This is a genomic window from Streptomyces sp. NPDC042364, assembly GCF_056437585.1.
In genome coordinates this window covers 94,498-121,467 of the sequence record NZ_JBWKAJ010000004.1, presented here as the reverse complement: position 1 = coordinate 121,467, position 26,970 = coordinate 94,498, and the positions used below count along the sequence as shown (strand labels likewise).

14 protein-coding genes and 2 pseudogenes are annotated in these 26,970 nt (G+C 69.4%); 13 read left to right on the top strand and 3 right to left on the bottom strand.

From position 1 onward, the window contains the following. Positions 1 to 2 precede the first annotated feature (2 nt). From AC067N_RS10010 to AC067N_RS10000, 3 genes are all read left to right on the top strand, one after another. Complete coding sequence (locus AC067N_RS10010) at positions 3 to 1,529, top strand: integrin alpha (RefSeq protein ID WP_478678400.1); 1,527 nt, start codon at positions 3 to 5, stop codon at positions 1,527 to 1,529. Beyond that, complete coding sequence (locus tag AC067N_RS10005) at positions 1,526 to 5,260, top strand: LamG domain-containing protein (RefSeq protein WP_478678399.1); 3,735 nt, start codon at positions 1,526 to 1,528, stop codon at positions 5,258 to 5,260. Before AC067N_RS10010 ends, AC067N_RS10005 begins: the two co-directional genes overlap by 4 nt. A gap of 123 nt (positions 5,261 to 5,383) precedes the next feature. Beyond that, positions 5,384 to 12,409 (top strand): RHS repeat-associated core domain-containing protein, encoded by a 7,026-nt coding sequence (locus AC067N_RS10000; protein ID WP_478678398.1) that lies wholly within the window; start codon positions 5,384 to 5,386, stop codon positions 12,407 to 12,409. A gap of 792 nt (positions 12,410 to 13,201) precedes the next feature. Here the strand turns inward: AC067N_RS10000 and AC067N_RS09995 are convergent. Next, on the bottom strand, positions 13,202 to 13,621 hold the full coding sequence (locus AC067N_RS09995; protein ID WP_478678397.1) for a hypothetical protein: 420 nt from the start codon (positions 13,619 to 13,621) through the stop codon (positions 13,202 to 13,204). 266 nt (positions 13,622 to 13,887) lie between these two features. On the opposite strand from AC067N_RS09995, the gene AC067N_RS09990 reads away from it, so the two are divergent. Beyond that, complete coding sequence (locus AC067N_RS09990; RefSeq protein ID WP_478678396.1) at positions 13,888 to 14,340, top strand: hypothetical protein; 453 nt, start codon at positions 13,888 to 13,890, stop codon at positions 14,338 to 14,340. A 51-nt stretch (positions 14,341 to 14,391) separates the two neighbouring features. Here the strand turns inward: AC067N_RS09990 and AC067N_RS09985 are convergent, their stop codons facing one another. After that, positions 14,392 to 14,688 (bottom strand): hypothetical protein, encoded by a 297-nt coding sequence (locus tag AC067N_RS09985; RefSeq protein WP_478678724.1) that lies wholly within the window; start codon positions 14,686 to 14,688, stop codon positions 14,392 to 14,394. A 52-nt stretch (positions 14,689 to 14,740) separates the two neighbouring features. Here AC067N_RS09985 and AC067N_RS09980 point away from each other — a divergent pair. From AC067N_RS09980 to AC067N_RS09960, 5 genes and pseudogenes are all read left to right on the top strand, one after another. Beyond that, positions 14,741 to 14,905 (top strand): annotated as a pseudogene (locus AC067N_RS09980) (DUF2637 domain-containing protein); the annotation flags it as partial. Positions 14,906 to 15,213: 308 nt separating this feature from the next. Continuing rightward, on the top strand, positions 15,214 to 16,041 hold the full coding sequence (locus AC067N_RS09975; protein WP_478678395.1) for a glycoside hydrolase domain-containing protein: 828 nt from the start codon (positions 15,214 to 15,216) through the stop codon (positions 16,039 to 16,041). Between the two features lie 1,254 nt (positions 16,042 to 17,295). Continuing rightward, positions 17,296 to 18,114 carry an SDR family NAD(P)-dependent oxidoreductase gene (locus AC067N_RS09970; protein ID WP_478678394.1) on the top strand — a complete coding sequence of 273 codons (819 nt, stop codon included), beginning with the start codon at positions 17,296 to 17,298 and terminating at the stop codon, positions 18,112 to 18,114. Between the two features lie 329 nt (positions 18,115 to 18,443). Beyond that, entirely contained in the window at positions 18,444 to 19,877 is a 1,434-nt protein-coding gene (locus AC067N_RS09965; RefSeq protein WP_478678393.1) for a Tat pathway signal sequence domain protein, read from the top strand. Between the two features lie 197 nt (positions 19,878 to 20,074). Next, on the top strand, positions 20,075 to 20,623 hold the full coding sequence (locus tag AC067N_RS09960; protein ID WP_478678392.1) for a GNAT family N-acetyltransferase: 549 nt from the start codon (positions 20,075 to 20,077) through the stop codon (positions 20,621 to 20,623). Positions 20,624 to 20,637: 14 nt separating this feature from the next. On the opposite strand, the pseudogene AC067N_RS09955 reads toward AC067N_RS09960, so the two are convergent. Beyond that, positions 20,638 to 21,255 (bottom strand): annotated as a pseudogene (locus AC067N_RS09955) (DUF6000 family protein); the annotation flags it as partial. A gap of 84 nt (positions 21,256 to 21,339) precedes the next feature. Between AC067N_RS09955 and AC067N_RS09950 the strand changes: the two are divergent. The 4 genes from AC067N_RS09950 (at position 21,340) to AC067N_RS09935 (ending at position 26,931) form a co-directional block, all read left to right on the top strand. Next, positions 21,340 to 21,765 (top strand): hypothetical protein, encoded by a 426-nt coding sequence (locus AC067N_RS09950; protein WP_478678723.1) that lies wholly within the window; start codon positions 21,340 to 21,342, stop codon positions 21,763 to 21,765. Between the two features lie 29 nt (positions 21,766 to 21,794). Continuing rightward, positions 21,795 to 22,250 carry a DUF3052 domain-containing protein gene (locus tag AC067N_RS09945; protein WP_478678391.1) on the top strand — a complete coding sequence of 152 codons (456 nt, stop codon included), beginning with the start codon at positions 21,795 to 21,797 and terminating at the stop codon, positions 22,248 to 22,250. A gap of 151 nt (positions 22,251 to 22,401) precedes the next feature. Then, positions 22,402 to 23,337 carry a glycosyltransferase family 2 protein gene (locus tag AC067N_RS09940; protein WP_478678390.1) on the top strand — a complete coding sequence of 312 codons (936 nt, stop codon included), beginning with the start codon at positions 22,402 to 22,404 and terminating at the stop codon, positions 23,335 to 23,337. Positions 23,338 to 23,727: 390 nt separating this feature from the next. Then, complete coding sequence (locus AC067N_RS09935) at positions 23,728 to 26,931, top strand: AfsR/SARP family transcriptional regulator (RefSeq protein WP_478678389.1); 3,204 nt, start codon at positions 23,728 to 23,730, stop codon at positions 26,929 to 26,931. Positions 26,932 to 26,970 lie beyond the last annotated feature (39 nt).

Below are 26,970 nucleotides of genomic sequence, written 5' to 3'. Positions count from 1 at the left end.
TCGTGAGCGTGGTGTCCCTGGGGCTCGTGGTGGCGGGGCCGGCTGGAGCGGGATCCGCCGGGGCGCCGACCGCGGTTGCGGCGGTGTGTACCGGCGGGGTCAACCCGGACTACAACGGTGACGGCATCCGTGACATCGCGATAGCCGATCCCGATGCCACGGTGGCGGACAAGGCCCGCGCCGGCCGCATCGATGTCGTGTACGGCGGCGGCAAGGGCACCCATCGGCTGGATCAGGATCTTGCCGCAGTGCCTGGAGTGGCGGAGGCGGGTGACCAGTTCGGATTCAGCCTGGCGACGTTCGACGTGAACGAGGACGGCTGTGACGACTTGGCGGTCGGTATTCCGCACGAGGCGATCGGAACCGCTGCCGACTCCGGAGGCGTTGCGGTGCTCTACGGTTCGCCGGACGGTCTCGGCCAGGGCGCGGCGTCCGTGGGCTACGACCAGGGCCTTGAAGCCGTTCCGGGCGTCGCCGAGACAGGTGACTGGTTCGGGTACTCCGTTGCCGCCGGCACCAGTGGCGGTACGCCCTTCCTGCTCATCGGCGTTCCGGGCGAGGACATCGGCTCGCCCTCCCTGGTGGACGCGGGCGTCGCGGTCCACGTGAAGGGCAGCGCGATCACCGACTTCAGCCAGGACTCGACCGGCGTCCCCGGCGTGGTCGAGAAGGACGACCGGTTCGGAGCCCAGGTCGCCGCCACCGCAACCCACTTCGCGGTCTCGGCGCCGGGCGAGGCCATCGGGACCGACACTTTCGCTGGCGGGGTCTCGCTGTTCAACCACACCTTCACCGAGGGTGTGCCCGCCGCAGTACTCGGCCTGGACCAGGACGCCGCACTCAGCGATGGCACCAACGTCTTCGGCGAGGCCGAGTCCAGCGACAGTTTCGGCAAGGCTATGGCGATGGTGCCCTTCCGGCCCTCGGGCACGGGCACGCCCACCGAGTCGCTGTTGGCCGTCGGGGTGCCCAGCGAGGACCACCCCGCCGATGCCGACGGCGGCATGGTGCACATCTTCAAAGTGACCGCGGCGGGCGCTGTCAGCGAGCGCCAGCGCATCCATCAGGACGTCGCCGACATCGAGGGCAGCACGGAACCGGGTGACCTGTTCGGTGAGCGGCTCGTCGCCGTCAACACCGCTCCCACTGCTACCTCCACCGCCTCCACCATGCTCCTCGCGGTCGGTGCCCCTGGCGAGGACCTCGGCGATGACCGTGACGCTGGCGGTGTGCAGACGTTCCCGTTGGTCGGCGCGCCCGGCGACGGTGACCTGTTCATCGAGCAGGGAACCGCCGGAACCGGCGGGGACGTCGGCCCGCAGGAGTACTTCGGCACCGCCCTCGGCGCGACGAGCGCCTCGCTGTATCTCGGCGTCCCCTATGGCCCTGCCGCCGACCGGGCCGTGTACGCACTGCCTTGGGGCAACGTCGCGCCCGGCGGCACTGCGGGCACGGTGCAGAGCTGGCGGCCCGGCGAGGGCGGCATCCCCGCGACCGACGTGACGGCCTTTGGAGCGGTGATCCGATGAACGCGGAGAAGAACCGCAAGAAGAAGATGTGGCGTCGTGCCGGGACGCCGACCGTTGTGGCGCTCGCGGCGGCCGGGCTCGTGGCGACCGGAGTGACGGGCCTTCCCACGGAATACGGGGACGTCGGGCCCCAGGCCGCGCCGGTGGCCGTAACCTCCGCCGCGCTGAAGGCGGCCGTCGATGAGGGTGTGTCCACTGAGGCGGAGGCGCGGGCAGCCGCCCAGAAGTCGGGTCAGAGTGTCGAGGTGACGGGTCTCCGGCAGGAGCGTCGTACCGTCGTGGCGAACAGCGACGGCACTTTCACTGCCGAGGAGTTCGCCGAGCCGGTGCGCACCTGGCAGGGCGGCCAATGGGCGGACATCGACGAATCCCTCGTCCGGCGCGCCGACGGGACCTGGGCACCGAAGGCCACCACGGCCGATGTCACCTTCTCAGCCGGCGGCGAAGGGCCGTTCGCCCGGATACGTGTCGCTGGGCGCGAACTCGCCCTGTCCTGGCCGGGCGGGGACCTGCCGAAGCCGGTGATCGACGGCGACTCGGCGACGTACGAGAACGTGCTGCCCGATGTGGACCTGGTCGTGCAGGCAGAGCCGGACGGCTTCGGTCATCTCGTCGTGGTCAACACACCTGAGGCCGCGCAGAACCCGGATCTCGCCCGCTTCGAAATCGGCGTGGACACCAAGGCGCTGACCCTCCAGGAGACGGCCTCCGGGGCGCTGCGTGCGCTGGACAGCAGTTCCCAGGGTGTGGTCCTGGAGGCTGGTTCCCCTGTCATGTGGGACGCGGGCGACGGGGGCGACCCCTCCACGACGACCGCCCGGGCTGCGGCTTTCGGTGCCGCGTCCGTGAGTGCCGCTGGTGGTCTTGAACCGCCTCCGGACGCCGCTACCGCGCCGGTCGAGATGGAGGTCGGGCAGGACAAGCTGACGCTGATCCCCTCCCAGGACCTGCTGACCGACCCCGAGACCAGTTTCCCGGTGGTGATCGATCCGATCGAGAAGACCACCAGCCGTACGTCCTGGACCTCGGTGATGAAAGGCATGCCGAACGAGCAGGACTGGAAGTTCAGTGGCTCGGCAGGCATGGGCAAGTGCCCCATCGACTACCAGCCGATCGCCTGCAACGGCGTCGACGTGCGCAGGCTGATGTACACGATGCCCACCTCCTTCTACAAGGGGAAGGACATCCTGGAGACCACGTTTGCGGTGCGCGTCGCGCACATCTACAACGCGACTCCGGAGGACGAGCCCGTACGCCTGTACCGCGTCGGCGGTAAGAACTTCGGTATCTCCTCGTCCACGGACTGGGGGAACACGGACACCCTGTGGGACAGCCACATCATGACCGTGGACAAGGCGGTCTCGCCGGTCTCCTGTTCCAGTGCTCCCAACCTGCGTTTCGAGTCCGGCAAGGGCGGCGCGCTCACCCAGGAGCTGCAGACCGCGGCCACCGGGTCCTGGACGCAGATGACGTTCGGCCTGCGGGCTGCGGACGAGGGCGATCTGCACGAGTGGAAGCGAATGTGCGGCAACGCCGTCCTGGAGGTCACCTACAACCGGCCGCCCGCGAAGGTCTCCATGAAGGAGATGTGGACCAGCCCCGGCGGTGTGTGTGCCACCTCCACCGGGGCGGTCCGCAGTCAGCACGTCGACGAACTCCCCAAGCTGCTGGTCATCCCGCACGATCCCGACCATTCCAAGGACGAAGCCGAACCCGTCAAGGTGCGCTTCCGGGTCGAGTGGACCGACAAGGAGGGCAAGGCCCAGCAGTACGAGAAGGACACCCCTTACTCGTCCCCGACCGGCGCCAAGTTCGAGCACAAGATCAAGGTGCCGAAGGGTAAACCCGCCATACCCGAGAACGGCAAGGTCTACTGGTCGGCCGCGGTCTACGACAAGGCCACCTGGGGGCCGTGGAGCTGGGAGGGTGACTCCGCCGTGCGCTGCGAGTTCGTCATGGACCGCAATGTGCCGGGCAAGCCGGACGTCGACTCCAAGGAGTTCCCCGAGGACAAGTCCGGTGAACTCGGCGTCGGTGAGACGGGCACCTTCACCTTCTCGCCCAACCTCGGCGACAAGTTCGACAACGATGTGAGCCGCTACTCCTACGACTTCACCAAGGACACCGCCGCCCCGAAGAACATCACGCCGTCCTCCCCGACGGCCCCGGTCTCGGTGCAGTTCACACCGCCCGCGATCGGTACGGTGGTACTGGAGGTCACGTCGTACGACGCGGCCAACAACCCCAGTGCCCCGGCTGTCTACTCCTTCGTGGTCAAGGAGGGAAAGAGCGTCGCCGGCCAGTGGAACCTCGGCGACGACCCCGTGCCCTCCTCCGAGGGCCGACACGTCAAGGACGAGAGTGACAACAGCCGTGCCGCGAGCGTGGGCGCCGGTGTCAGCTTCACGACCAAGGACGGACCTGGCGGTGCGGCGGACCGCGCGGCCCACCTGGACGGCACAGCCGGCGCCTACCTGAGTACGGACTCTCCCGTCGTGGACACCGCGAAGGGCTTCTCGGTCAGCGCCTGGGTGCGGCCCACCGCGCTCGACAAGGACGGCGTGGTGGTCAGCCAGGACGGTGCCGGCGAACCCGGTTTCACCCTCGGCTACGACGCCGTGGCCAAGAACTGGTCGTTCGGCGTCCCGGCCAACGACGTCGAGTCCCTCGGCGAATGGCGGGCCACTGTGACGACCAGCGCCACCTGCAAGGACAGCACTACCAAGCCGGTCTGCCCGAACGAGTGGGTCCACCTGACCGGGACTTACGATCCGGCGAACGGGCAGCTTCAGCTGTACGTCAACGGTGAGCTGAGGAAGACCGTTGCCCGCCAGTCCACTTGGTCGGCGCGCGGTGCCCTGCAGATCGGCCGGTCGGTGGCCAAGTACGGCTACAACCGCAACTTCACCGGCGACATCGCAGAGGTCCGCGCCTACGACCGGCTCACCCCCGCCGCCGAGATCAAGTCGATGCTCACGGTGAAGCCGGCCCGAAAGGGCTACTGGCCCCTCGACACGGTCGCCTCCGGCACAAGCCCGGACCTCGTAGGAGGCCGTGCCCTGACACTGGGCGGCGCCACCCTCTTCCAGCAGAAGCCGGAAGAGGTGGCCGAGGGACCGTATCCGCTGGTCACCTCCATGGGTGAGCAGGGCGCGGTGCCAGGCGGCGATCTGGTGCTCGCCGACAACGGATACGCGGCCACGTCATCGGCACCTGTCAGCGCGGACGGCAGTTTCACCGTCGCCGCCCGGGTCCGGGTGGCCGCCGAGTCGGACACCACCGACCAGACCCTGTTCGCGCTCACGGGAACCAAGACCAACCGCTTCCTGGTCCGCTACACGAAATACACCGCGGACAACCCGTACGGGCACTGGGAGCTGGTGGTGCCAGGCAGCGACAACACGGCGGCCACGGCTCTGACCATCCCCGACGACCAAGCGGGAGACCCGACGCTGGACGGCGGCCAGCACATCGCCGTGGTCTATGACGGCCTCACCAAGAGACTGCGCCTCTACGTCGACGGACAGCTCGCCGACGCCGACAACGCTTCCAAGCACAAGATCGGTTACTGGGCGGCCGGCGGCGGTCTCCAGATCGGCCGTGCCAAGTCCGGTACCGCTTGGGCCGATCACCTCAGCGGCGAGGTCGACGACATCCGGATCTACACCGGGGCCGCCGACGCGGTCGCGGTCGGCTGGATGGCCGAAAGGCTGGCACAGCCGGACCTGTGACGGGAGGTCCCGGCCGGGCATACGCGCCCGGCTGGGACCCCGGCCGTCTTCTCCGAAGCCTTCCACGTCTCTGTCTCTCTGACGTACCCCCCACCTTCGCTCCTCACCCTGCGGAGTTCCTGAATGCCTGCTGCCAGATCCCTTCTCACCGGCCGCCGACTGCGCGGCCGGGCCGCGGTCGTGGCCGCCGTGACCTCCCTCGCCCTGACCGCCGGCGCCATCCAGGCCGTGGCCTTCCCCGAGCGGGAGGACACCTCAGGCCCCGCCGTCCAAGCACTCGGCGACCCGATCGAGGGAAAGAACGCCAAGGCGCCGCGCAAGATCCCCGCAGACCCGACGCGCAAGGCGGCCATCCGCAGCCTGGATAAGCCGACTTGGCCCGACGCGGTCCGTCGTAGCGTGCCGGTCTCGAAGTCGGAGAACCGGAACACCCCGGAGAACGTCGGGGGGCTGCCGGTCGGGCTGTCGGCCGTCGAGCAGACAGAACCGAAGAAGACGGCGAAGGCAGCTCCCTCAGCCCCTGAGAACGTCAGCGTCGAAGTCCTCCCGCATGCGCGCGCCACCGCCGCGGGTGCCGGTGTCCTGCTGCGGGTGAAGAATCCGGACACCCAGCAGGCCAAGGTACGGCTCAGCGTCGACTACGGCACCTTCGCCGAGGCGTACGGCGGTAGTTACGGCTCCCGCCTCGCCCTGTACGAGGTGCCCGCCTGCGCGTTGGAGGAGAAACTCGGCGGCAAGCAGTGCAAGGGCAGCCCGAAGCCGCTGTCCTCGGTCAACGACGCGAAGGCCGAGACCGTCTCCGCGCCCCTGTCCGCGACCTCCGCCGGCACCGTGGTCGCCCTCGCCGCCGCCGACGCCTCCGCACAGGGCGACTACAAGGCGACCCCGCTGTCTCCCTCGGCCGAGTGGAACGTGGCGCCATCCTCGGGCGGCTTCTCCTGGTCGTATCCGATCTCGGTCGTGCCGACCCCCGGCGGACTGACCCCGTCGGTGGGCCTGTCGTACTCCTCCCAGTCGGCGGACGGCCGTACCGCGACCACCAACAACCAGGGCTCCTGGGTGGGCGAGGGCTTCTCCTACGAACCTGGCTACGTCGAGCGCTCATACAAACCCTGCGCCGACGACGGACACTCCTCCTCCGGCGAACAGTGCTGGGCGTTCGACAACGCGACGCTGATGCTCAACGGCTCGGCGGCACAGCTGGTCAAGGACGACGAGTCCGGAGAGTGGCATGTCTCGGGTGAGGACGGCTCCAAGGTCGAGAAGCTGACCGACGCCACCAACGGAGACGACGACGGCGAGCACTGGAAGGTCACCACCACCGACGGCACCGAGTACTGGTTCGGCCTCAACCGGCTTCCCGGCTGGAGCAGCGGCAAGACGGAGACCGACTCCGCGTGGACCGCGCCGGTCTTCGGTGACGATGAGAAGGAGCCCTGCTACAAGGCGACGTTCGCCGACGCGTGGTGCAAGCAGGCATGGCGCTGGAACCTCGACTACGTCAAGGACACCCAGGGCAACGTCATGACGTACTACTACGGACAGGAGACCAACCACTACGCCCTGAACGGCAAGACCGACACCAACGGCACCTCCTACGTCCGTGGCGGCTACCTCAAGCGCATCGAGTACGGTCAGCGCGAGTCCACGCTGTACTCGCAGTCCGCACCGGCCCGCGTGGTCTTCGACACCGCCGAACGTTGCCTTGCCACCGACGGGTTCGACTGCGCGCCCGACAAGTGGACCTCGGCCAATGCCGGCAAGTGGCCGGACACCCCGTGGGACCGCTACTGCAAGGCGGACACCAAGTGCACGGCCACCCAGGCCTCCCCGTCGTTCTGGACTCGCAAGCGGCTGACGTCGATCACCACCCAGGCCTACACCGGCGACAGTGCCGCCCCGTACACCGACGTCGACTCCTGGTCGCTGACCCACCGCTTCACCGACAACGGCGACGACTCCAGCACCCTGTGGCTGTCGGAGATCGTCCACACCGGCAAGGCCGGTAACGGCGCCGACATCGAACTCCCGCCGGTGACGCTGATCGGCACCAAGCTGGAAAACCGCGTCGACAAGATCGGCGACAACATCGCACCCCTGAACCGCTTCCGGCTCGCCACCGTGGTCAGCGAGAGCGGCGCCCAGCTCGACATCGCCTACAAAGCAGCCGACTGCTCGGCGGACGCCCTGCCCAAGCCCGGTGAGTCGGTCAAGCGCTGCTACCCGGTGATGTGGGCGCCGTCGGGCCAACTGGAGCCGATCACCGACTGGTTCCACAAGTACGTCGTCGACACCGTCAGCCAGCGTGACCGCACCGGCGGTGACGTCAACGACGTGATGGTCACGCGCTACGACTACCAGGGCGACGCGGCCTGGCGGCACGCCGAGCCCGACGGCATCACCGACGAGAAGTTTCTGACCTGGAGTCAGTGGCAGGGCTACGGCGCGGTGTCCGTCACCAGCGGCGACAGTGAGCAGAGCACCCGCGTCGACCACACGTACCTCCAGGGCATGAACGGAGATAAGGCGCCCGGCGGCGGAACCCGCACCGAGAAGATCACCGCGTCCGACGGCTCCGACTTCACCGGGCACAAGGAGTTCACCGGCTACGAGGTGGAGAAGGCCGCCTACGACAAGGGCAAGGTCGTCTCCAAGGTGATCAGCAAGCCGTGGAAGCACGACACGGCCACCCAGACCAGGAGTTGGGGCACCACCAAGGCCACCATCACCGAGACGACCGAGGTGCGCGGCTACTCCGCCAAATCCTCGGGCGGCTGGGTGGAGACGCTGTCGACGACCGAGTTCGACTCCGAGTACGGCCGCGTTCTGAAGATCGACAACCGCGGTGACACGTCGACGGCGTCCGACAACACCTGTACGCGCACGTCGTACGCCGACAGCGCTGCCCAGCACATCTACTCCTTGCCCAAGCAGATCGAGACCGTCTCGGTCGGCTGTGACGTCACGCCGAACCGCAAGACCGACGGCAAGACCCCCGGCGACATCGTCACCGACGAGCGCACCCTGTACGACAAGGGTGCCTACGGCGACGCCCCGACCAGGGGCCTGGCCACCGCCACCGAACGTCTCGTCTCGCATGACGGCACCAAGGGCACGTACCAGACCACCGGCACCACCGACTACGACGGCTACGGCCGCCCCACCAGCCAGAAGGACGTGGCCGGGGCGCTGACGACGACCGCGTACACGGATGTCAACGGCCTGATCTCCTCGACCAAGGTCACCAACGACCTCGGCCACGTCACCACCACCTCCTACGACCGGCTGCGCGGCCAGTCCACGGGCCAGACGGACCCCAACACCAGGCGCACGGACCTCGCCCGTGACGCGCTCGGCCGACTGACCTCTGTCTGGCTCCCGGACCGGCGCAGCAACCAGACGCCGAGCATCAAGTACTCCTACCTCGTCCGCCAGAACAAGCCGGTCGCCGTCAAGACCGAGAAGATCGAACAGGACGGCACCTACGGCACCGAGTGGCAGCTCTACGACGGTCTGCTGCGCCCGCGTCAGAAGCAGACCGAGGGCCCGAGCGGCGGCCGGATGGTGGCCGACTCGTTCTACGGCCCGACGGGCGCGGTGAAGCGGGCCAACGAGACCTATTACGCGGCCGGTTCCGCCTCCGACGAACTGTTCCCCGTGGCCAACGGAGACGTCGCCAACCAGACGCGCTACGAGTACGACGGCTTGGGCCGCACCACTGCCGAGATCTTCACCATCGCCGGATACGAGCAGTGGCGCAACACCACCTCGTACGACGGCAACACGACGCACAACGACCCGCCTCCCGGCGGTGTGGCGACCACGACGGTCACCGACGCTGAGGGCAAGGTCAAGGAGCTGTGGCACTACAAGGGCCACACACCCGTCCTGACCGGCCCGGGTTCCGAGCGCACGGTCACCAAGTACACCCACACGGCGGCCGGTGAACTGGCCACCGTCACCGACTCCAAGGGCAACGTCTGGCGCCAGGAGTACGACCAGCGCGGCCGCATGGTCCGCAAGGTCGACCCGGACGCCGGCGAGACGATCCTCACCTACGACGAGTTTGACCGCCTGACGTCCACCAAGGACGCCCGGCAGCGGATCCTGTCTACGGAGTACGACAGCCTGGGCCGACCCAAGTCGACCTGGGAAGGGGCGGTGAACGAGGGCACCAAGCTGACGGAGACCAAGTACGACCGCTCGGGCTCACTCGGCTACTCCCACGCCAGCTACCGCTTCCTGCCGAACGGCGAGGCGTACTCCACGGTCGTCGCCACCTTCGACACCTTCTACCGGCCGCTGACGACCAACTACACGGTCCCGGCCTCGGAGGGGAAGCTCGCGGGCACATACCCCTTCACCACCGCCTACAACCGGGACGGCACCGTCGCCTCCGTCGGTGTGCCCGCGGCCGGCGGACTGCCCACCGAGAGCCTGAAGTACACGTACGACGAACTCCAGCGCCCGCTCACCATGGCCAGCGCCACCTCCACCTACGTCACCGGCACGGTCTGGTCCAACACCAGCCAGCTGCTCCAGCTCTCCCTGAGCACCGGCGGCCCTCGCACGGAGAAGAACTTCTACTACGAGAAGGGCACCGACCGCCTCACCCGGGCCACGGTGAAGGTCGGCTCCACCGCCACGGTAGCCAAGGACCAGCACTACTCCTACGACCAGGCCGGCAACGTCCTGTCCATCACCGACACCGCTGCCCCGGCGAGCAGTTCGACACTCGACGTGCAGTGCTTCGCCTACGACGGCCAGGCCCGTCTCGTCGACGCCTGGACCCCGGCGGCCACCGCCACCACGGCTGAGGGCGAGGGCACGATCGGCGGGACCCCCGACTACGCCGGCAAGAAGCCCACCGCCTGTGACGCCGCCCCGGGCACCAACCCGCTGGGCGGGCCGTCCCCTTACTGGACGAGCTGGTCGGTCGACGACATCGGCAACCGCACCCAGGAGATCCGCCACGACCCGTCCCTGAACGCCGCCAAGAACACCACCCGCACCTTCACCTACCAGGACGGCGACCAGGACGGCACGCCCGGCGAGACCGGCGACGGCGGCCCGCACCAGGTGACCAAGGTCGCCGAGACGACCCCGACCGGGGACCGGCAGCAGACGTACCAGTACGACGTCTCGGGCAACACCCACAAGCGGACCATTGGCGGCGACACCCAGAGCCTCGACTGGGACGCCTCCGGCAAGCTGACCAAGGCCACTGAGGCCGACGGTACGGAGACCTCGTTCCTGTACGACGCGGGCGGGGCGCGGATCAAACGCACCACCGTCGATGCGACCACGCTCTACCTGCCGGGTCTGGAACTGGAGTTGAAGAAGGGCTCCACCGCCGTCACAGCGACGCGCCACTACTCGTACGCCGGTCAGACGATCGCGATCCGCACCTCGGACAACAAGGTCTCCTTCCTCTCCTCCGACCACCACGGCACCGGCGACCTCGCCGTCGACGCGACGAGTGGCGCCGTCACCCAACGACGCACGGATCCCTATGGCGCCGCTCGCGGCAAGCTGTCGCCGGAGACGGGCACTTGGCCGGGTGAGAAGGGCTTCGTCGGCGGCACGATCGACGCCTCGACTGGCCTGGTCCATATCGGGGCCCGCGAATACGACCCGGACCTGGGCAAGTTCATCTCGCCCGACCCGATCATCGACTACACGCGCCCGCAGCAGATGAACGGGTACGCGTACGCGAGCAACACCCCCGTGACGCTGTCCGACCCGACAGGCCTGTTCGAATGCCGAAACGGCCGGTCCATGAACTGCGACCGACACGGCAACGCCCGCGGCGACGGGGCCTGGTGCCCGAGTGCCATCGACCCGTACTGCGCCGGTGGCAGCGCAGAGGTCAGCCAGGCGACACAGGACGTCGCTGCCGCGGAGCAGCAGCATTCCTCCGCCCAGCAGCGGTTCAGGTCAGCGGGCAAGGAACTCGTCAAAATCGTCATGGACATCCTCGGCGTCAGTGCCGCGTTGGACTGTTTTTCCAGCGGTGATCTGGCCGCCTGCGGCGAGACGATGCTCACCATCGCGGGCAGTTTCGCCGGAGGTATCGCCGGCAAGCTCCTAGCGAAGTACGGCATGCCCTGGAACATGCGCAAGGGCATCCAACTGGCCAAACGCGTTACCGGCCTGCTGGGAGACCTCTTCGGTGGCCTGAAGGACATGTCGAAGGCGTCCGAGCGGCTCAACAACGCACGGGCCAACCTGGCCAAGGCGCGGGAGAAGGCCCTTGCCGCCGTCGACAGGATCAAGAGCGCAGTTGGTGGTGGGAAGCCCAAGTGCCACAGCTTCCTGCCTGACACCGAAGTCCTTCTGGCCGATGGCAAACGCAAGAAGATCAAGGACATCAGACCGGGCGACAAGGTCACCGTCACGGACCCGAAGACCGGCCGCACAGTCCTCCGTGACGTCGCTGACACGATCGTCACGGAGGACGACAAGCACTTCGTCGACCTGACGATCAACTCGAAATCACTGACGGCGACGACCACCCACCCCTTCTGGGTGGTCTCGGAGAACCGCTGGCTCCAGGCCGGCGAACTCACCCCGGGCATGACCCTGCGCACGGCCTCCGGCACCACGGCCACGGTCGAGGACGTCCGCTACTTCGAGCGCCGACAGCGCACACACGATCTGACGGTCACCGAGATCCATACGTACTATGTGCTGGCGGGGGCTGCGCCGGTTCTGGTTCATAACTGTAGTACTTCGTACAGTGAGCTGGACGGAAGTGGCCGCGCTGGCGTGGCCTACACGGAGGTCTCACCCCAGACTCTGGACGATGCTGCCTCTGGAATTATCGGAAGCAAGGCCGGGAGGCGCTACAAGCCAGCGGGGTTTGCCGGTGATGCCGCAGGCCATAGCCGTGGGCATTTGATCGCCAGGCAGTTTGGTGGTTCAGGTAGGGATCTCAGGAACCTTGTAACCCAAGGGCAGACGGCCAATAATGGCGCCATTTCCGATTTTGAAGACATGATCGCAGCTCACGTCCGTGGGAGCGGAAACACAATCCTCATGAGCGTCACTCCGGAGTACGGGAATGGCGGTGTCATCCCGAGTCACGTATTGATTGAGGCTGTGGATGACCACGGATGGTCGGTACGGCAAAGATTCGCCAACATGTAGGGAATGATGGAAGATCTCGAACGCTTGATGGCTATCTGCCCTCCGCCTGCTGAAGAGCAGAGGGTGGGTAGCTTTCAGGAATCACCTATGGGTGCACTCGGTGTTCCTCGTGATTATCGGAAGCTGATCGCCTCTTATGGGGCTGGGTGCTTCGATGATTTCCTGTGGGTATATGGAGAGGGTGAGGGTAATTCGTTTCTCAGGGTTGAAAGCAGGACGGAATCCGCAAGAAGCACCCTCGGTAGATATGTTGATGGCGACTTTGGTGATTTCCTTGCTGCATTGGGGGTCTCGGTTGGTGATCTGATCCAATGGGGGGGAACGGATAACGGTGACATGCTGCTGTGGGTGCCAGTTGGTGAAATCTGGCCAGTCCTTATCGTTTCGCAGCGGCCGCTGGAGTACTTGTTGCTTCCCGTATCTTCTACACGACTCGTTCAGGCCCTACTAGCGAGAGAGGTCGTGACATCCATTTTTCCGCCTGACTTCCCCAGTGAGAGGATCACTTTCAGAGGGGGGTCTCTCGGTTCGTAGAGGTAATCAGGATCGGAAAGGCAACAGGTCCCAAACGGGTAGGAATGCTGGCTTCGCGGTTGCCGGTGCGGTCATGGTGGGGCTGGTGGGGGTTGGCTGCGGAGGAAGTCAAGAGGTGTCGGCTCCGTCATCCGAGTCGACGCGAGCGAAGGCGTGCAGTCCTTGACCTCCGAGACCGCAGAGAAGAGTCGAAATGACCCGAATGATCGCAAACGCCGAGGCGGTTCTGCGTGTGTCGGTCGCTCCGACCGGGAGTGACTAAGGGCTCTGGCCTGTCGAATAAAGCAACGACTCCTTCACCAGCGTCCCGGACCTATTGAGCAGCAGCTCGGGAACGTCATCCTCGAAGAAACGGATCTGGCCGATCAGCCCTTCAGTCGCCGAGTGACGCGCAAGCCTCTCGATGAGCTCTTCGACAGCGGGCAGGGATTCCGCGTGCACTTCTTGGCGAACCGTCAAGGACCAGCCCTTGGGTCCTTGCGTCAGTTCGCCGATCCGGACGCCACCGACACGCCGCGCAGGGCCGCGAGCAGACCAGACCGGGAACTCCTCGGTGTCGCCTTCGTCGCCGCCCTCCGCATCGCCGATGCCAAGGTGCCAGCGCAGCTCGGCAAGCACGGTGTCCGGAGCCGAAGCCAAGAGGTTCAGGGACACGTCGACCACGTACAAGTCACCCATACGCTCAGCCTACTGATCCGCTAGGATGGCACTTCACGACCAGGACGTACCGCTTCTCCGGCTCGGCCGGAGAATGGAACTCCTCACCGGATACATCGTCAGTTCGCGCCTGAGGCTGACCGTCAGTCGCAGGATTCTGCGGTCGCTCTCAGCTCTATGATCGATGTGACACACAACATTCAGTGCTGCGTCGACGGCGGGGACACACCGGGAACGGATCGACGACGCGAAGTCATCAGCGGATCGTCGAACCGAAGGCGCACAGCATGGCGAAGGCGGGCGAACCGGATCTCCAAGGATGGGTCGAGGAGATGCATCGGAACGCCATCAACATCGCAGACATGCTCGGGGTGCCACCCGAGATCTACACCGGTGATCCAATAAGGGTCATTCCGGCCTTGGAAGACTATGTGTCCCGAGCTCCCCTGGATGAGTTCGAGGAGCCCGACTGGATCACACTGCATGTGGACCTCGTGTCCTTCGTTGCCGACTTCCTGATCCAGACATACGGCGCGCGCTGGCTCCTCGTCGACGATTCCGCAAGCACCACCGGATATCGCTATGTCGTCGAGGCTGCCGGATACGACGGACTCACCCGTCGGATCGACCCCATCGACATCGTGGCGAAGGAATTCGTCAATCGCCCGATTGAGATCGTCCGCATGCTGGCCAGTGCAGAACTGACCCTGGGCCTGGCGTCCGAGGCTGCCGAGGACTGATGTGCCCTCCCGCAGGGTAAGGGCACGCGACAATCACATGGTCTCCCTTCTTCAGTAACGAGGCGACAGCCCAGACCAGGGACTTTGCCCCAGGGCAGTCGTCACCCACTTGTTCACATCATCCCGCCCCGCACACCTGCCGGAGATCTGCGCGTGACCAAGCACGTCATCGCTCTCACCCCGAGGATGCCAGACACACCCTCCCTGCTCGCTGGGCTCTTCGCCGGCGGCCCCGACCTGGGCATGCACTTCGCCGGTGACGGTGGTGCTTGCGGAATCGTCGACGAGGAGCCAGCGCGCGCCGTATGTCTGGATCAGGAAGTCGGCAACGAAGGACACGAGGTCCACATGCAGTGTGATCCAGTCGGGCTCCTCGAACTCATCCAGGGGAGCTCGGGACCTGCGCGACGCACCGCTGCGCGCCCGGCTCTACGTCTGGACGCTCTTCGGCACGGCCACCGCCGCCAACATCTGGGCCAACGCGTTGCACGCGGTCAGGCTAAACGAAGAGAACACCTCGGCCACCGGCCTTCGGCTCGGAGACACGATGGTCGTGGTGTTGACCTGGGGTTTTTCGTCGTTGACCTTGGAACCGGGGCCAAACGTACTCACCGCAGACCTGGGGTCCGCTCACGCTCGGTGGCGATACCTTACGGCGTTGGCCTCACGTGCGGACGGCCGCACGGGTTCTTTGAGCTCGATCATGCCGTCCGGGGCGGGTAGGGTGCGTGGCGCTCCCGCGCCGGAGCAATAGCGCACGGCTTCAGCGGTACTGAGTGTTGTATTTACCCAACTGTGCTGTGCATCAGCATGAGTTGACCTTACGTGCACGAAACAGCCGCGGTCGCCGGCCACGATCCGAATGGGGTGGGGATGTCCAGACACCGGTTGTCCAGGAAGGGCCGCTATATCGCGTGGACGACGGCAGGCGCTGCTGTCGTCGCGGGTGCCGGGATCACGGCCCAGACGTCGATGGCGGCTCCGGCCTGGCCGGCGCAGAAGACGTACACGGGCCGGGCCTTCGACGCCTGCACGGCGCCGTCACTCGCGGCGATGAAGGCCTGGGACACCGGCTTCTACGGCGCCGTCGCGGTGTATATGGGGGGCAAGAACCGCGGCTGCGCGCAGCCCAACCTCACTGCATCCTGGGTGAAGTCGGTCAACACCCTCGGCTGGAAGCTCATCCCGCTCTACGTCGGCGCCCAGCCGCCCTGCCAGAAGAGCGCGAATCCGGAGAAGTTCACCGCCTCCACAGCAGCCTCCCTCGGCGTGAGCAACGCCAACGATGCCGTGTCGAAGGCCTCGGCGCTCGGCATGAAGGCCGGCAGTCCGATCTACCTCGACATGGAGCCGTACGACATCGCCGACAAGGCGTGCAACGACGCCGTGCTGACGTATGTCCGCTCCTTCACCAAGACGCTGCGCGCCAAGACCTACCGTGCCGGCTACTACGGCTTCAGCAGCTCCAGCGCCAAGGCGATCGCCACCGCCACGGACAAGACGGACCTGCCGGGCAACCTCTGGTACGCGCTGTGGGACAAGCAGAACACCACCACCAAGGACTGGCCGTGGGACCCCACGCTCTTCACCGACCACAGCCGCGGCCACCAGTACATGGTCAACAGCAAGGAGACGCGCAACGGCCACACCATCACCGTCGACCGCAACGCATGGGACGCCCCAGTAGCCATCGTCGGTTGACAACCGGGTTGTCAGCGTCCAGCGCTCGACTATCCACGGTGGTTCGGCTTTCGTGACGAGACTCGATGCCGCAATGTTCTGACCTGGTCTTTTATCTGCCGGCAGGGGGTTGTCGGCCGATCTTCGAAGCGATCACCACCCGGGGCGCGACGCGGACGACGCGGCGCTGTGTCCGTATCTGATCGTCGGGACGTCAGCGAGCGGACGTCCTGCGGCGCGCCCCGGCGAATCCGTCCCTGGGCAAGGCGTACAGGAGGAACCCGCGGCACCCGGGACCGCGGCGGCCGGCAGCCCGTGGACGGTGGTCACCAGCGTCCGGCTCAAGGGCATGCGGGCCACTTCGGAGGAGTCGCCCGCGTGGGGGCCGGACCCGGTGGCGAGGGTGCCCACCACCACGAGGGCGTTCACGGCGAGCAGCACGACCGAAGCGGTGCGGCAGGACGGCGGCGGTACGACCGGCGGCTCCCCGGTATCCCCGTGCCGCCGGGCCTGGTGTCAGGTGATCACCGCGGCCGTGAGCAGCATCATCGCGGCGAGGAAGTGCGCGGCGACGATGTACGGGCTCAGCCGCTTGCGGACTCAGCCGCGTCCAGACGGTGACGCCTCCGACCACCACGCCGGTGAGCAGTCGGCTGCCGAACTCGATGGCACCGTGCAGTCCCATCTCCGCTGTGGGGGCCAGTGCGCTGTCCGTGCACGTCGACCATTCCGGGCAGCCGAGGCCGGAGCCCGTCACGCGCACGATGCCGCCGGTGCCGGCCGACGGGCCGCGGTCGCACAGGACCGGGGAAGTCGGCTTGCTCCGGGGCGACTCATTCCTGGGACCTCCGCCGCGCAGGCCTGGCTGTGCTGTCCCGGGACGTTGGTGACACGCGTGCTGGGTGCCTGAACGGGCGAGGGCCTTCTGGGTTCGGTGTGGATGACGACATCTACGCCCGACCGCAGGAGGCCCTCGTGTCCCACCGTTATGGCCCCCTGACGCCGACCGGCAGGCTGCGTCTGGCCCGCGTGTCGTGGAGGCCGGCTGGCCGTTGCGGCGCGCCACGGAACTCGGCCGACCACACGCTCGGGACGGGCGGCGGTGGTCGTCGCGTTGCGTTGTGGCCGGGTGCGTGAGGTGCTGCAAGTCGTCGGTGATGGTGTGCCCGGGGCGGCGGAGCGCGGCCTGACTCGGGCTGTGGCGGGGGCGGTCTCTTCAGGCGGCCACGTAAGATCACGTCGCTCGAGGCGACACTGACAGGAGGTCGAACACCCATGTCGGATCAGCGTGTTGTGGTCGTGACCGGGGGCGGAACGGGGATCGGTGCGGCGACCGCGCGGCTGCTTCGGGCCGCCGGGCACGATGTCGTCGTCTCCGGCAGACGAGCGGAGCCTCTGCGTCGTGTCGCAGAGGAAACCGGAGCCTTGGCCTGCCCCGCTGACACCACCGACCCGGACGCCGTTCGCCACCTCGTCGAAACTGCCGTCGGGCGGTTCGGCCGACTCGACGGGCTGGTCCTCAACGCGGGAGTGGCGCGCAGCGGGGGCGTCGGGGAGCTGTCCGACGAGGACTGGGAGACGGTGCTTCGCACCAATCTCACCGGTCCTTTCCTGCTGATGCGGGCGGCATTGCCGCACCTGCTCAAGGCCCGAGGGTCGGTCGTCGCGGTCGCTTCCGTCGCAGCCCTGCGCAACGGGGCGCGCAACGCCGCCTACGCCACGTCCAAGGCGGCACTGCTGCAGCTGTGCCGGTCGCTGTCGGTGGACTACGGGCCCCAGGGCTTGCGGGCCAACACGGTCTGCCCCAGTTGGGTGCGCACGGAGATGGCCGACCGCCGCATGGCCCGGTTCGCCGAGGAGGCCGACTTGGGCGCCGCCGGGGTCGACGGAGCATATGAGGAGGCCACGCGGCTGCTGCCGGCGCGCCGCCCCGGTGAGCCTCGCGAGGTGGCCGAGGCCATCGCCTGGCTGCTGTCGCCGGCCGCGTCCTTCGTCAACGGCGCTGTGCTCACTGTGGACGGTGGTGCGACTGCACTGGACCCCGGCGCCGCCTCCTTCGACTTCCGCATCACCCCGCGCGACAACGAGGGTTGATCCCTACGGCCATGGTGCGAGTCGGGCTCCCGCCGGTTCATCGTTGTCCACGGGGCGGGCCTGAGGTCCATGTCAGGGTCCGTGCCGACGCCGACGCCGACGCCGACGCCAGGGCCTAGGTGCCGAGGGCGTCCCGCGCACGACGGTCGGGGGCGGGGCCCTGGCCCCGACCCCTCGCGCCCCCCACTCCCTCCACCACCCGCAATCGACTTACTTGTCAGGGACGTTGACCAGGGTCGGGAGCACCAGCACAATGAGCGCGCGCCCTTTTGAGAGCGCTCTCAAAGCGTCAGGTGTCGCCTGATGTCCCGCATCCCCGAGGGAGAACCATGACCGGCAGACCAGGTCCGACACCCAGCCGTCGTACGCTGCTCGGCTTCGGCGTGGCGGCGCTCACCGCGACCGGCCTCTCCGGTACGGCCCATGCGGCGTCCGGGACGGCCGCCGGGGCCGCCGGGGTTCCGGTCGGCCATGGGGTCCACGGGGCCGCAGGGGCTTCCGGGGCGCCGGCGCGGCGCCGGGCGCACGCATTCCTCGCCGCCGCCATGGACGCCTACCCGGACCACGGCGAGATCCGGCTGACGCAGAGCTACACCGACCAGGCGAACCTGTTCAGCACGGCGTTCACGTACGACAACGCGCTGGCGATCCTGGCCCACCTGGCGATGCGCACGCGGGACGGCGAGGCGCGGGCCACCGCGCTCGGGGACGCGCTGATCTACGCCCAGGAGCACGATCCGGCGTACGACGACGGCCGGCTGCGCCAGGCGTACAACGTGGGGCCGTACGTCTTCTTCGACGGGGCGCCGCAGCCGGACGGGTTCGTACGGGCGGACGGGACCGCGAACGTCGGCACGCAGTTCGGCTTCACGGGGACGGCCGTCGGGGACATGGCGTGGGCCGGGATCGCGCTGAGCGCGCTGGCCCGGCGGACGCGGGACCGGCGGTTCCTCGCGGCGGCGGTGCGGATCGGTGAGTGGATCGAGCGGACCGGTCGTACGGACGAGCCCCTCGGCGGCTACAAGTTCGGTGTGAACGGGGCGAACGAGAAGCTGCCGTTCACGTCGACCGAGCACAACACGGACCTCGTCTGCCTGTTCGGGCGGCTCGCCCGGCTCACCGGCGACCGGGTGTGGCGGGAGCGCGCGGCGCGGGCGGAGGCGTTCGTGCGGCGGATGTGGGAACCGGCGGGCGGCTACTTCTACACGGGCACCAACGACGGGGTCACCGTCAACAAGTCGCCCATCCCCGAGGACACGCAGACCTGGACCCACCTCGCGCTCGACTCGCGCCGCCACGCCCGGTCCCTGGACTGGGCGGCCGCCGAACTGGCCGTCCTGGACCACTCCGGGCGGCCCAACAGCACGGTGCCCCCTGGGCAGTCGTACGAGGGCGTCTCGTTCAGCTCCGCGAGCCTCGTCGCCGACGAGGACAAGCCGATCGCCGAGTTCCAGCCGAAGCCGGACCGCAACGGCGTGTGGTTCGAGGGAACCGCCCATCTGGCGCTCGCCTTCCGTGACCGGGGGGCGCGCGGGGACGAGTACCGCGCCCGGCGCCTGCTCGGCTCCCTCGAACGCGCTCAGGACCACCTCGGCACGGCCCAGACCATCGGCGGCCGCCCGCTCCCCGAACGCTCGGGGATCGTCTCCGCCAGCAGCCCCCTCGACACGGGATTCGGCTTCGGCTACTACCCCTACCGGCACACCGGGGCGACGGCCTGGTACCTGATGGCAGCGGTCCGGGCGAATCCTCTTCGGGCGTGAACGGACGCCGGGGGAGTGACCTCGGGGAAGCGGCTCGTGCGCGCGGTTGCCGCGCGTAAGGGCCCGCGCGCCCCCGTACCGGCGGCCATGCGAGGACCGAAGGAGGGCGAGGCGCCATGCGACGCCGACGCCCCGGTGGGCGCGGGGGATCGCCAAACGGTTTGCCGCCGACCGGAGCGGTCCGATAGGAAGCCTGCGTGCTGAAGGGGACCAAGGTCGGGCTCAGGGCCCGGTACGACGACGACATCCCGGTCCTGCGGACCGAGCTCTACGACGACGTGGTCAACGCCGCGCGGGCCGAGGGCGGGCCGTGGCGGCCGATCACGCCCGGCTCCAAGGACCCGCGGCTCGTGGGGGACGACACGAACGAAGGACGCGTCCAGTTCTCCGTGGTGGAGCTGGCGGGCGACACCCTGGTCGGCACCGCGACGCTCTGGGGCATCGACAACCACAACCGCTGCGCCCACATAGGGCTGGGGCTGCTGCCGTCCTGCCGAGGCAAGGGCTACGGCACCGACGTCGTCGCGGTGCTGTGCCACTACGGGTTCGTCGTGCGCGGACTGCACCGGCTCCAGATCGAGACGCTGTCGGACAACACCGCGATGCTCCGCTCCGCCGAGCGCAACGGCTTCGTCCGCGAGGGCGTACTGCGCTCCTCGGCCTGGGTGATGGGCGAGTTCCTCGACGAGGTCCTGCTCGGCCTCCTCGTCCAGGACTGGAAGCCGGGCCTGACCACGCACAACTAGGCCACCGCGCGCAGTCAGGGCAGGGCGGTGCCCCCGGCCCGCTTCACCGGCAGTGACCAGCCGTCGGCGAAGTCGCAGACTTCGTTCATGTGGGCGTGCTCCCGGGCGGGGGAGTACGCGTGGCGTGCCGACTCGTGGATCGCGGTCCGAAGCCAGCGCTCGTAGGGGCCGTCGGGCGCGGTGAAGGGCGCCGCGTGCGCCGTGCCGAGGCGGCTGTCGAGGCGCAGGAGCGCCCCCAGGGCGGTGGGCTGCGCATGGTGGAGGTCGGTACGGGGCAGGGTGCGGTTCAGGTAGACGGTGAGGATCTCGGCGTCCTCCTCCGCGCCGAGACGCGCCAGGGCGAAGCAGAGGCCACCTCCCGCGTACGCCTTCTCGTCGTCCAGCAGCAGGTCTTTGACCCGGGAGCGGTACGAGGCGCGCCGGGAGACGCCGATCAACCATGCCGCCACGAGCTGGTGGCGCCAGCCGGACGAGAGCAGGGCGCGCAACTCGGCGTCCGTGATCGAGGCGGCGTCGACGAGCATGCGGCGCAGGAACCGCCTGCGGGTGGCTCCCTCGAACCGGAGGAAACGGCCGCTCCCCAGCTCGGCGTAACGGCCGCTGCTCCGCGGGTGGGAGCGGGGCGTCACATACCGCCGGACGAGCCTGCCCGGGTCGCCGCCGCCCTCCGCCCGACCAGTGACCGCGCCTCCCCGGCCGGCGGCAACGGTGTCCGCGTGGCGCTCGGCTGTGTCTTCTTGGTCGGTGGCGCGGGCTTCGGCGCGGCGCTCGGCCGTGTCGTTCTGACCGGTGGCGCGGGCTTCCGTGGGGCGCTTGGCCGGGCCTTTCCGGACGGTGGCATCCGCTTCCGTGTGACCGTCGCCCGGTCTCGTCTCGCGGCGGCTCGCCCTCACCTCTCCGCGCCGATCGCGCTCGCCGCGCCGATCGTGCTCTCCGCGCCGATCGTGCTCTCCGCGCCGATCGTGCTCGCCGCGCCGATCGTGCTCGCCGCGCCGATCGTGCTCGCCGCGCCGATCGTGCTCTCCGCGCCGATCGTGCTCTCCGCGCCGATCGCGCTCGCCGTCCGTCCGGGGCTCTCGGCACGCCCGTCCGGCCCGCCCCGGTTGTGTCGTTGCCGCGGTTCTGTCATGCCGGAAGGGTAGGTGCGTCCGTCATACCTCGGAGGTCGGGCATGGGTGGAGGTTCGGGCGGGGGCGGGGGCGGGGGCGGGGGCGGGTACTCCGGTACGCCGCTCGCGAGGAAGATCGGGGTCAGGGCGGGGCAGCGGGTGCGGCTGCTGCACGCGCCGGGCGGGTGGGAGATCCCCGGGCTGCCGGAGGGGTGCGAGGTCGGCGAGGGCGGGCCGCGGGGCGCCGATGTCGTCGTGGCGTTCTACCGGGCGTACGGCGAACTCGCCGTCGAAGGACCTGCGTTGGTCGCGGACCTCGCCGATGCGGCCATGCTCTGGATCGCCTGGCCCCGCAGGGCGGCCGGCCACACCAGCGACATCACCGAGAACGGCCTGCGCGACCTCTTCCTCCCGCTGGGCGTCGTCGACGTGAAGGTCGCCGCCCTCGGTGAGGACTGGTCGGGACTGAAGTTCGTGCGGCGGAGGGAGGAGCGGCGGGGCGGCACCGGGAGGAGGTAGCACCCTAGGCCCGAGGGAACCGGCTCCCCCTGCCAGGCATCCGGCCCCGGCAAGCGCGTACTTGGGGCGTCCGTGAGAAGTCGTGGACATGAACGGCTAGCATCCGGCGGTAATCAGTCGGTCGGTTGCGGGGGCTCGTCGGCTGTCTCGGATGGTCGGTCGACGGGATGGGGTTGGTGTCGTGGCGGACGCGGAGGAGGGGCCTCGGGTCGCCGTCGCCGTGGTGACGATGGGGAACAGGCCCGCTGAAGTGGACGCGTTGCTCGCGTCCGTGGCCAAGCAGGACCTGGCACCGGCACGCATCGTCGTCGTGGGCAACGGATGCCCGCTACCGGAGTTCGCCGAGCGGCTCGGCCTCCCCGGCGAGGTCACACCGATCGAGGTGGACGAGAACCTCGGCTGCCCCGGCGGCCGGAACGTGGCCATCCAGCGGCTCCGCGAGTTCGGGGACGTCGACATCGTCGTCGAACTGGACGACGACGGACTGCTCGTCGACGCCGACGTGCTGCGCCGGGTACGGGACCTGTACGTCGCCGAACCCCGTCTCGGCATCGTCGGTTTCCGTATCGCCGACGAGAACGGCGAGACCCAGCGGCGGCATGTCCCGAGGGTCGGGGCCAAGGACCCCCTGCGGGGCGGCCCGGTCACCGGCTTCCTCGGCGGCGGACACGCACTCTCCATGGCCATGCTCCGTGAAACGGGAGACTGGGCCGCCGAGTTCTTCTTCGCGCACGAGGAGACCGACCTGGCGTGGCGGGCGATCGACGCCGGCTGGACCGTGCGCTACGCCCCCGAACTGCTCCTCCAGCACCCGAAGACCTCGCCCGCGCGGCACGCCATCTACTACCGCGTCAACGCCCGCAACCGCGTCTGGCTGGCCCGTCGACGGCTCCCGCTGCTCCTCATTCCCGTCCACCTGGGGGTGTGGGTGCTCATCACCCTGCTGCGGACCCGCTCCGCGGGCGGACTGCGCGCGTGGTTCGGCGGGTTCGTCGAGGGCTGGCGCGAGTCGGGCGGCGAGCGCCGGCCCATGCGCTGGCGCACCGTTTGGCGCCTCACCCGGCTCGGCCGCCCACCCGTCCTGTAGCCCCGGCGGCCGTCCTGCAGCCCCCGGTGGCCGTCCTGTAGCTCAGGCACCCGTCCGGCCGGCGGGCGCACCCGGCACGCGCGGAAACGCGCCCGGCACGCGCACACACACGAGTGCCCCGGTCGTTCACCTCCCCCGACCGGGGCAACCGCGCGTTTCCGGACCCGGCAGCGGCGGCGGCGCTCCCCCGAGCTACGCGTCGTCCGCGTGCGCCGTCGGCGCCGGTTCCGATGAAGTGATCACATCAGGTTCCGCCAACGGATCGCTAACATGTGCCCAACGGTCCCACCGGGACCGTACGGGAGCCGTGGAAGAGTCGGCACAGGCCGACGCGAGTCGCCGGGGGGCGCGGTCCGGTACGACGGCGCGGGAAGGCAGCGGACGGACGCTATGCGGGACGGGCTGCGGTTCGGACTGCTGGGTCCGCCGGTGCTGTACGACGCCTCCGGCACCCTCGGCGACGTCCACCGTGACGCACCGGCCGACCCCGGCCAGGACGGCGATCCCGCGGGCGACCATGACGCCCGCCCCGACGAGCGGTACACCCGTGCCGCACGCCCCGTCGGCAGCGGGAAGGTGCGCGCCCTCTTCGTCGCCCTGCTTCTCGAACCGGGCCGTGTCGTCTCCGTCGACGCGCTGAAGGACGTGCTGTGGGACGGGACGCCGCCGCCGTCCGCCCAGGCATCCCTGCAGAACCATGTGACCCGGCTGCGCAGGCTCCTCGACGACCCCGAGCGGCTGCGCGCCGTGCCGCCGGGCTATCTCCTGCGGGTCGACGAGGGCGAGTTGGACGTCCGTGTCTTCGAAGCGCGCGCCGCCGCCGCGCGCGCCGCGCACGCGGCCCGCGACTGGGCCCGCACCGTCAGCGAGGCCACCGCCGCGCTCTCCCTGTGGCGCGGCACACCCCTCGGCGGCCTGCCCGCCGGGGACTTCGGCGCGCATGCCTTCGTCCAGCGTCTGGAGGAGGCCCGACTGCTCCTCCTCGAACGCCGCTACGACGCCGAACTGCACCTCGCGGGCGGCGGCTCCGACGGCCCCGCGCGCCCCGGGGGAGCGCACGCCCTCACCGCCCTGGCCCCCGAACTCGCCGCCCTGGTCGCCGAGCACCCCCTGCGTGAGTCGTTCCACCGCCTCCTCATGCTCGTGCTGCACCGCACCGGCCGCCAGGCCGAGGCCCTCGCCGTGCACCGTGACCTCCGGGACCGTCTCCGTGACGAACTCGGCGTCGACCCCGGCTCCGCCGTACGCGAGGCCCATCTGGAGGTCCTCCGGGAAGGCGAGGACAAGCCCCCGGGGCCGGCGGCCGGCGTCCCGACCGCGCCCGAGCCCCCGCGCCCCGCTCAACTACCGCCGCCACCCGCCCACTTCACGGGACGTCAGCAGGTCCTGGCCGAGCTGTGCGAGGTACTCGCCGTGGACCCGCCGACGGAGGGACACGGGCCGTGGGAAGCCGCGCCGCCCGCCGCCCACGGTCCGCGTCCGCCGGGCGGCCCCACGCCCTTCCGCGCTCCCCGGCGCCCCGCGTCCGCGGAACCCGTCGTGATCAGCGGTATGGCCGGTGTGGGCAAGAGCGCCCTCGCCCTCCACCTCGCCCACGAACTGGCCGACCGCTTCCCGGACGGCCAGCTGTACATCAACCTGCACGGCGCGACCCCGGGCATGACCCCCCTCACCCCCGCCCAGGCCCTCGCCGCGCTCCTCCGCGACCTCGGCACCGACCCGCGCCGCATCCCCGAACACCCGGACGCGGCGGCCGCGTTGCTCCGCTCGACGCTCGCGCCGACCCGCACGCTGATGGTGCTGGACGATGCCGCGCACGCCGCGCAGGTACGCCCGCTGCTGCCGGCCGGTGCCGGGTGCGCGGTGATCGTCACGAGCCGTTCGCCGCTCACCGCGCTGGACGGCGCCCACCGCTTCCCGCTCGCCCCGCTGTCCGACGACGAGAGCGCCGAGCTGCTGCGGGCCGCGTCCGGACGCGCCGCCGGACTCGACGCCGCGCACCCCCTCGTCGAACTCACCGGACGGCTCCCCCTCGCCCTCCGTGTCGTCGCGGCCCGCCTCGCCGCCCGGCGCGCGCTCACCCCGGACGCCCTCGCGGGCCAACTGGCGGCCACCGAGAGCCGTTTGCACCACCTGGAGTACGACGACCTGAGCGTCCGCCGCTCCCTCGCCGTCGCCCACGAGGCGCTGCGCGCCTCCGACCGCGAGGCCGACCGCGACGCCGCCCTAGCCCTCCGCCTCATCGGCGCCCTCGATCTGCCCGCCTACGGTGTCCCCCTTCTCGCCCGCCTCATCGGCAGCGGCGAACGCCGCGCCGAGGCCGCCCTCGACCGCCTCGTCGACGTCGCCCTCCTGGAGGAGACGACGTACGGCCGCTACGTCCCCCACGACCTCGTCCGCCACTTCGCCCGCGAACTCGCCGACACGGCCCGGAGCAGGGTGACCGGCGCGGCGACCGACCCGACCGCGGGGGGCGAGATCGCCGAAGCCCTCCGCTGGTACGCCGCCCGCGCACGGCAGAGCCTGCTGGTACTGCTCCCGCCGGGCCACGAACGCGACGAACGGCTCCGTACGACCCCGACGGAACCGGCGGCCACCGCCACGGAACCCTTCGCCTCCGCCGAGGAGGCCTTCGCCTGGGGCGACCGTGAACTCCCCAATATCGTCGCCCTCGTGGCGCGCTGTTCCCGGGCGCCCGGCGACGACGGAGGGACGGCGGCGTACGCGCCCGCCCTCGTCCGCCATCTCTTCCCGTACCTGCACCGGGGCGGCCGCCTCGCCGAGCTGGATGTGCTCGGGGGGTACGCCCTCGACGTGGCGCGGTCGCTGGGGGACGACGAGGCGGAGGCGTTCGCGCTGACCGACCGGGCCGGGCTGCACTTCATGTGCGGCCGTGCCTCGGACGCGCTCGACCTCAACGACCAGGGTCTGACGCTGTGGCGGAAGCTCGGGGTCGTGTCGTGCGTGCGGAGGTGCCTCAACAACCGGGGTCTTGTGCTGGAGAGCCTCGGCCGGTACGAGGAGAGCGAGGAGGCCCTCCGGGAGAGCCTGGAGCTGTCCCGGCAGCTCGGCGACCCGTACGGCGAGGCCGTCACCTTCAGCCATCTCGGCAACCTGGTCAAACACACCGACGCGCGGGCCGCCATCGCCCACCACGAGCGGAGCCTGGCGCTCGGCGAGATCGCCGACAGCGTCGTCGTACGGCACACCGCGCACTGCAACATCGGCTACGCCCACCTCCGGCTCGGGGAACCGGCCGCCGCCGTCCGCAGTTTCGAGCAGAGCCTGCGCGTCCTCGGCGACGACGAGGACTGGCAGGGCGAGTCCAAGACACGGCTCGGTCTGGTCCGGGCCCTGCGGGAGCTGGGGCAGGTCGACCGGGCGGACCGCGAGTGCGCGGTCCTGCTCGACTTCGCCGACCGCCGCGCCGACAAGTACACGGTCGGGCTCGCCCGGCACCAGCGGGGGCTGCTGCTGGCGGCCGGCGGGCGCACCGAGGAGGCGCGGGGCGCATGGCGCCGCGCCCTGGCCGTCCTGGACGGCACGGACTCGACGGTGACGGGTGAACTCCGCCGTCTGCTGGCGGGGGACTGAGGGGCCGGGGCCCCGGCCGGCGCGTTCTCCCGCCGCCCG